7 protein-coding genes are annotated in these 7106 nt (G+C 58.0%); 4 read left to right on the top strand and 3 right to left on the bottom strand.

Annotation, left to right across the window (positions count from 1 at the left end):
• The coding region (locus tag D477_RS01200) for a hypothetical protein (RefSeq protein ID WP_005266475.1) at window positions 1–985 on the bottom strand (985 nt) is incomplete at its 3' end.
• Window positions 982–1485, bottom strand: coding sequence for an ImmA/IrrE family metallo-endopeptidase (locus D477_RS22110; protein WP_150109933.1), 504 nt, complete (start codon window positions 1483–1485; stop codon window positions 982–984). The genes D477_RS01200 and D477_RS22110, both read right to left, overlap by 4 nt.
• A gap of 353 nt (window positions 1486–1838) precedes the next feature.
• Here D477_RS22110 and D477_RS22115 point away from each other — a divergent pair, with 353 nt between their 5' ends.
• The 4 genes from D477_RS22115 (at window position 1839) to D477_RS01215 (ending at window position 6135) form a co-directional block, all read left to right on the top strand.
• Complete coding sequence (locus D477_RS22115) at window positions 1839–2066, top strand: hypothetical protein (RefSeq protein ID WP_190273494.1); 228 nt, start codon at window positions 1839–1841, stop codon at window positions 2064–2066.
• 194 nt (window positions 2067–2260) lie between these two features.
• Window positions 2261–4111, top strand: a complete 1851-nt coding sequence (locus D477_RS01205) for a hypothetical protein (RefSeq protein WP_005266476.1) — start codon at window positions 2261–2263, stop codon at window positions 4109–4111.
• Between the two features lie 1071 nt (window positions 4112–5182).
• The gene (locus D477_RS01210) at window positions 5183–5815 is read left to right on the top strand and encodes a division plane positioning ATPase MipZ (protein WP_005266478.1); all 633 of its coding nucleotides are present in this window, start codon (window positions 5183–5185) and stop codon (window positions 5813–5815) included.
• Window positions 5815–6135 (top strand): hypothetical protein, encoded by a 321-nt coding sequence (locus D477_RS01215; protein WP_005266479.1) that lies wholly within the window; start codon window positions 5815–5817, stop codon window positions 6133–6135. Before D477_RS01210 ends, D477_RS01215 begins: the two co-directional genes overlap by 1 nt.
• 200 nt (window positions 6136–6335) lie before the next feature.
• On the opposite strand, the gene D477_RS23785 is transcribed toward D477_RS01215, so the two are convergent.
• Window positions 6336–6485 carry an ArsR family transcriptional regulator gene (locus D477_RS23785; RefSeq protein WP_150109935.1) on the bottom strand — a complete coding sequence of 50 codons (150 nt, stop codon included), beginning with the start codon at window positions 6483–6485 and terminating at the stop codon, window positions 6336–6338.
• Window positions 6486–7106: the final 621 nt, after the last annotated feature.

Genomic DNA, 7106 nt, shown 5'->3' on the forward strand with positions numbered 1-7106 from the left:
TCTGGGCTTGGGCGCTAATCGGACCTGAGTGTGCAATTCTTGCCTCAATGTTGTCTACTAACTCGATTTCGTCGGCTGACAGAAGTCCTGGGTGCTGAACACGAATATCGTCAATAAAGATCACCCATCGATATAGCTGGTTCCTGGAGGCCCGCGGCCGCAGGCTGAGGGCCGCACCTTCCCTGGCGCGTTGGCCCGCATCCGTTCCAACTAGCCGGCTTACGGTGGGCTGCAGCCGCATAAGAGCGCTCCGGATTCGTCTGCGTTCAGCCCGCTGTAGCCGAATACGGTGGTAGGCAGGAAGCGCGAAGCCCACAGCGAAGCCGATCAGGGTGAGCGCAACCAGCGTCCGATAGCCCGCGTAGACAATATTCGAGACGCTGCTTTCCGTCCCAGCTGCCTCCTGCGCCACCAGCAATAGCTTCACCGCAACTGCCAGAACTCCGACAAGACAAGAGACGGCAGTGATGTCGAACCCGACACGGAAGGACGCAGTTTCGCCGGTCCTGTCCCGGCGAAGGCACTCGATTCCCGTATAGCCGGTGATGAGCCCAATCCAGGCGAAGAACAGGCCCTGATACCAGCCGATGGTTGGGATGCTCGCGAAAATGTCCGTGAAGTTAGTGGCTGACCCCGGTGTTTCTGAGATGAGCAGCAGGACCGTCTGGACAACCGATAAGGCAATTCCCGCCAGTACCAGCAGACGCCAGCGAGCATTTGATGCCCCCGTTGCCGCAACGATCAACCGGCTGAGTTCGGTCATGCCAAGTCCTAAGACAATGTGGACGACCAGATTCAGAATGTTTCGATTGCCCAGTACGGCGTCAACGGCCAAGTACACCGGATCAATATTTAGCGTCGAGCCGATCGACACGGGAAGCATCGCCGTGAGAATTCCCGGTTTCCACCCGAACTTCAACCCAACGATCCGTGTAACGACCACAGACCAAAGGATGAGAGCTGGCAGTATCTGCAGCAAGCTCATCCAAAGACCTTTTCGAAGTCACTGGTAGGCGCAGTCGGCTTGTCCAGCACGATCCGAGAAAGCAGGTAGGCCACTTCCTCAGCGGCTTTTTCCACGTCGTTCCATTGCGGGGACCGGGCAAGCATCCTTTTGATGCCTTTCCTCTGCCCCACATGATTGAAAACAGATGGCATGGAAGCAGCGAGACCGTCGCACCCCTCATGCTGCAGCAGAATATGGCCGAGCTCGTGGCAGATTACATGCCTTCGGTGTAGTTCCGAATGATCCTGCGGAACCAGAATGTGTGATTTGAACTCAGTCTCGAGCCAAAGTCCCGACAAGCCAGGAATAGTTGAGCCGGGCACGCTACGGACGGCAATCGGCTTACCGTGCGCGGCTTCCACAGATCTTAAGAGCACGTCAAAAGATATCTGGCTTGTGAGCTCAAGCTGAGCGACAACGGCCTGCGGCGTCCGATGCGGGATGCTGGAACCCCGAACACCATCCCAAGTTTTTCGCATTTACTTCTTCACCACACCAAAATTTCACACATGACTCACACATGTGTGAGTAGACTGTTTGTCGGGCAGTATCCACTCCCGAGTACCTTGAACTCCGCTGCCCACATATATCAGCAATCCAGTAACAGCGTTTGCCCTGAGGAAAGGGACATGCCAGGAAAGAGCAAGATTAGGCCCGGCCGGCTGAACCTAGTCGGCCTGTCATGCCATGACGTTCTGTCACTTTCAGTCCTTGATCAGCAGCTCATCACGCTGCAGTCGGTAAACGACGAATTGGAAGGATCAATCTCGTGTTTTCCGACACGCCGAACAGCCTCACATCAATCGGTTACAGTAACCGATTGAATTGCCCCATGGCTATCTCAGGAAATCGTCGTGGCGGGCGCCGCAGCAAAGGCGAACGCCACCTCATTGGTGCCCGCATGCCAGTACATGACGCCGACAAGCTACGAACCGTCGCAGAAGCGGAAGGAAGCACGGTTAGCGATTACGTTGCCCGTGTGATGCACGAACACCTGATGACCATCGATCTCGACTCGCTGTACGGTCAGGAGGCCTTGCCTATCAGCCGAGCCAGTTAAACGAGGAAGGCCCGCATATGCGGGCCTTCCTATGAAGTTGTTCAAGCTCATCGTTGCGATTCCGCCAAGTCTCCTCAACGAAGAGCTTCATACAGATACCGGGTTTTTCATGCCCTTTTCTATATGGAGTTGATTCCATCATACACGCACACCTTTTTACAGAGGGTGATGCTTCCGAAACAGCGCTGCACGGCGTGTCGAACGGATGCAGCCCACGTTTTCCAGAACGGGAGCAGGCTCAGGCTGAATGGCGAGCCCTGGCCCGCCTGATCGCGTCGCAGCCGCGCGTCCGCTTATCCAAGGACGGCGGCAAAACCTACCGCGACAGCGGCGAGCGGGACCTGTCAGACTCGCTCCCGTCTCTCCCCGCGGCCGTACGCACCTGCGGTAGGGATGGGCTGGTTCGTACCATCTGCCTGGACCTCGACGCCGGCCGCGGAGGGCAGGAGCAAGTAGACAAGGACTACCGCAGGCTGAGGCAGTGGTTTGCCCGTAACGACGTCCGCTGGATTGAAGACCAGTCCCCCAGCGGCGGACGTCACTTGTATATCCCACTGAACTTTGGCGTTTCCTTCACCGACGCCAAAGAGTTCACCCAGGCTCTCGCCAAGCGACACCCCAGCCTCGACCCCGGCCCCCATGAGAATGCCCAAACAGGGGCCATCCGCGTGCCCGGGAGCCCCTGGAAAAAGGGCGGTTACCAAAGGCTGACCATGAGCCTGAATCTTGCCTACGACGTCGCCAAATCCCGCAACTCCTGGAAGCACTGGTCGCGTCTCCGCGACGGTGTAGGCGACGAGCTGGCCGCCATACGGCAACGCCGCGTCGAGCCGCTGGAACTCCTAGGCATCGAAGAATCACTGCCCCTGCAGAACGGGAAGCGACGCCTCCCGGAATTCAAGGAAAACATCGCCCGGACAGGCAGCTACGACACCGCCCGGTATGCGACGCCTTCCGAGGCCCGTCTGGGTGTTCTGGCCTCCGCCGTGGCCGCCGGCTGGGAGCTCACCGACGTCCGCCGGCTGATGCACCAGAACATTTGGGCCGGCATGGTCGCTTTCTATTCCAGGTACTCCCCCGCCCAACGTGCCAAGTACCTCCATAAGGAATGGCGATTGGCTCTCGCCTATGTGCAGAACATCCGCAAAAAGAACGACGGCCCCAACGAGGCAGATACCAATAGGCATAAAAGCTACACAAGCCCGCCTGATACACACCCCCCTGCCCTGACTCTGCTGCCGCAGGCCAAATCCGACGCGGAATACCGCTTTCTGCGCTCCTGGCGCAATGCCTTGTTCCTCTACGAGCAGACTCTGCGTGGTTCCCGCTCGGGGCTTGGTGTCAGAATGTTGCTTCGTGCGCTGGCGGAAGCAGCTACGAAGAAGGGCAGCAGGTTTATCGAATTCGGCGTCCGTTCCATAGCCTTGGCAACTGGCACACACGAGACAACAGTGGCTCGACAGCTGCGTGCCCTGGCAGCGGTCGAAACCCCGTTGATTCGGCTCGCCGGTGAGGCCCGAGGGGACCGCGCCGACGTCTACGAGCTGGTGATTCCGGATGAATACCGGGAGTTCGCCGAGGACAAAGCCTGGAAGCCAGGCAAGATCCACGCGCTTCGTCCGGTTTTCCGTGAACTCGGTGTCGTGCCGGCTTTCGTGTACGAGACCATCGAGCAAGCCGGTAGCCCCCTAATCGGGGCGGAAATCATTCGAGCCAGCGGCCTCTCGCCCAGAGCTGTCGCCCAGGCCCTGGAAATCCTAGCGGCCTGGAACCTGATTCAGCGTAAGGATGGGCGCTGGGAGATCGTCACAACAACAAACCTGACCGTCCTGGCGGAGCGGTTTGGTGTGCTGGAAGCCATCGAAGCGCAGATGAAGCGATACCGCAGCGAACGGACTGCATGGCAAAAGTGGCTCACCCAACGAGCGCTCTCCCGCCAACCGGTACTCGCCATAGCCGGTGACGACTACCCCTACTGGGATCATGAAGGCCCGCCCGACATAGATGCCGAGAATACGGATGATGCGTTAGCCCAGGCATCCTAGTAGTTCACTATCGTCGGCGCGTGAAACCGGGTTCTTTGCTACGCCTTTCCCTGGGCGCTGTTGCCTAGAAACCAACTGGCTTGCAGTTAGTCGCTAGCATTTTGCTAGCTATTTGAAAGTACTAGCAGAACGCTAGTGTTTGTGGCGCTGCTGCCGCAGTCGTGCCGGCTTTCGTGTACGAGACCATCGAGCAAGCCGGCAGCCCCCTAGTCGGGGCGGAACTCATTCGAGCCAGCGGCATCTCCCCCAGAGCTGTCGCCCAGCGCAAGGATGGGCGCTGGGAGATCGTCACAACAACAAACCTGACCGTCCTGGCAGAGCCGGTTTGGTGTGCTGGAAGCCATCGAAGCCCTCCTGAGAATACGGATGGGGCGTTAACCTAGGCATCCTAGTAGTTCACTATCGTCGGCGCGTGAATCCGGGTTCTTTGCTACGCCTTTCCCTGGGCACTGTTGCCTAGAAACCAACTGGCCTGCAGTTAGTCGCTAGCATTTTACTAGCTATTTGAAAGTACTAGCAGAATGCTAGTACTTGCGGCGCCGCTGCCGTGGCTTCACTCGTACTTGATGCATCATTACTATCAACTTGATAGCAGTCCGCTAGTAGTGTCGAACTCCTTGGGAATGCTATTCTCCGGGATAATGCTCCGGCCCTTGGGCTCTAGCGTTCGCCCGCAAAAGTAGCAGTTTGATAGTGATACCAGTTGATTACTATCGTCGGCGCGTGAAGCCGGGTTCTTTAATGCGCCTTTCCCTTGGCCACTGTTACCTAGAAATCACTGCTTGTAGTCAGTCGCTAGCATTATGCTAGCTATTTGAAAGTACTAGCAGAATGCTAGTCTATTTGGCGCTGCTGCCGTCGCCGCCTCACTCGTACTTGAAGCATCACTACTAGCAACTTGATAGCAGTCCGCTAGTACTGTCGAACTCCTTGGGAATGCTATTCCCCGGGAAAATGCTCCGGACCTTGGGCTCTAGCGTTCGCCCGCAAAAGTAGCAGTTTGATAGTGATATCAAGTTGATAGCGTGTCGCTAGTCCTCTGATATCGCTCCCGCCCTTAGGTTGGAAGACATGATCATTGTTGTGGGAAGCGAAAAGGGCGGCGTAGGTAAGTCCACAGTTGTCACCAACCTTGCTGTGGAGTTGGCGAAACGCGGTATGCGAGTCGCCGTTGTGGACGGCGACAGGCAGCGGTCAACTGCGCGCTGGGCGGTAGACCGCGAGGAAGCCGGCCATGAGCCTCGCATTTTCGTTGTAGAGAAGCTTGGCAGTCTTCACGAGACATTGAGAGAACTTGATACCAGCTATGACGTTGTCTTGGTCGACGTGGCAGGGAAGGATAGTAAGGAGATGCGGACGGCTATGACCGCAGCTCATCAGTTGTTGGTTCTGACGCAGTCAAGTCAGTTTGATCTGGATACCCTGGGGACCGTCGACAGGTTGATCGAAACTGCACGTGACTTCAATCCGTCGTTGCGTGTCCGGGGCGCCCTTACGCGCGTGTCGACTAATGCTTTCGAGTCCGAGAGCGGTGACGCGAGGGAGTACCTTTCTGACTATCCAAGCATCGAACCGCTGCGGACGGTCCTTTATGAGCGCAAGGCCTACCGAGATGTGGTGGGGGAGGGGCTGGGGGTTGTTGAGTGGAAGAACCCCAAGGCCGCAAGGGAAATCCGCGGCTTGGTAGAGGAGCTGATGAACTAGTGGCAATCAAGAAACGGTCTGCGTCAGAGAGGGCCAGGGATGAGGCCATTGAGGCATTTGGCAACGCAGCAGAGCCGTTGTTGACTCCCCCGGCCGTTAGCCCTGAGCGTGTGATCCCGGTAAGGCCAAGCATCACCCCCACGCTCAGTGACTCGAGGGATAAAGGGAGCGCCAGAACCATGTTGCTTCGGTTTGACGAGGACCGTGAACTGATGGACTTGCTGGCGTTTGTAGCCAAGCTGGAGGGGCGCAAGAAGCATCCGATGGCTTTGCGTGCCTTGAGGATAGGTCTGGAACAGGTTCGAGACAGCTACCAGTAGGGATCACTATTGGAGTGCTATTAGTTTGATAGCACTCCAATAGTATTTCTACAGGCGTTTCTGAAGTTTTCCCAAGGTCGCTTCCCTGCGCTCATGAATGGGCCCGCTCCAGAGGGCCGGTTATGGCTGCTACCCGTGCCGATTAGCGTGAGTTGCCCAGCAGGAAGTCCGTTTGGGCCTGCGAGAGCTGCCTGATGAACTTATGGTGGCGGGATAGCGACAGATCGGCTGCGCCGCTCACCTGCCGGTAGGTTGCCGCTGATCGCCCCGAGCTCCTCCAAAGCGTTCAGATGATGACCAAGGGTCGGCGGGGAAAGCTCGGTCGTCAGGCCGATATCGCGCGCAGCCAGGGCCCGGCTTCCGCAAGGTAGCGGAGCATCTGGACCCGGGCAGGATTGTCGAACGCCTCGACGGCGGAATCAATGATCGTGGGTAAATCTGGCGGCTCCACAAGTTTCGGCAGGAGCCCCATTCTGCCTTGCACGACCGACACCCCAGGATTCTCGACCACAGTCCAGCGGCGACGTGTATCTACGCACTACACAGGAGTGTAGGCGCCGGGTCAGGGTACGGGTTCTTCCAACAGATGCTGTCCGGTCCTGCCGGCCCGGACGAGGGGTCCGATGCTCGCTTGCTCGCATCGGGGAGCGGGCCTCCCTGGCGCTCGGACGGTAGAAGCGTTCTTTGGTTTTTTGGCTGCTGTCCTGCGGATCGTACGTGCCCGCTGCGCACCGTCAACCGGGCTGCGCCCGGCTGCGGTCCCGGGATTTTTGTCCGGCGCTCCCAGGGTCGCTTGTTTCCTCCCAAAAATGCCGTGCCCTTGCCCCTGGCGGGGTTGAGCAGTGCTTCGTCGGCCACAGCTTCGCGCTGCTTCGCCAGCAGGCAAAAAACAACGGGGGAGGGAAAGGGCACAAGCCGGCTGGTACAGATCCGCTGCCCGACTCCCCGCCACCTCGCCAAAGAGACATAAA

It is taken from the genome of Arthrobacter crystallopoietes BAB-32 (genome assembly GCF_000328305.2).
Taxonomy (GTDB): domain Bacteria; phylum Actinomycetota; class Actinomycetes; order Actinomycetales; family Micrococcaceae; genus Crystallibacter; species Crystallibacter crystallopoietes_A.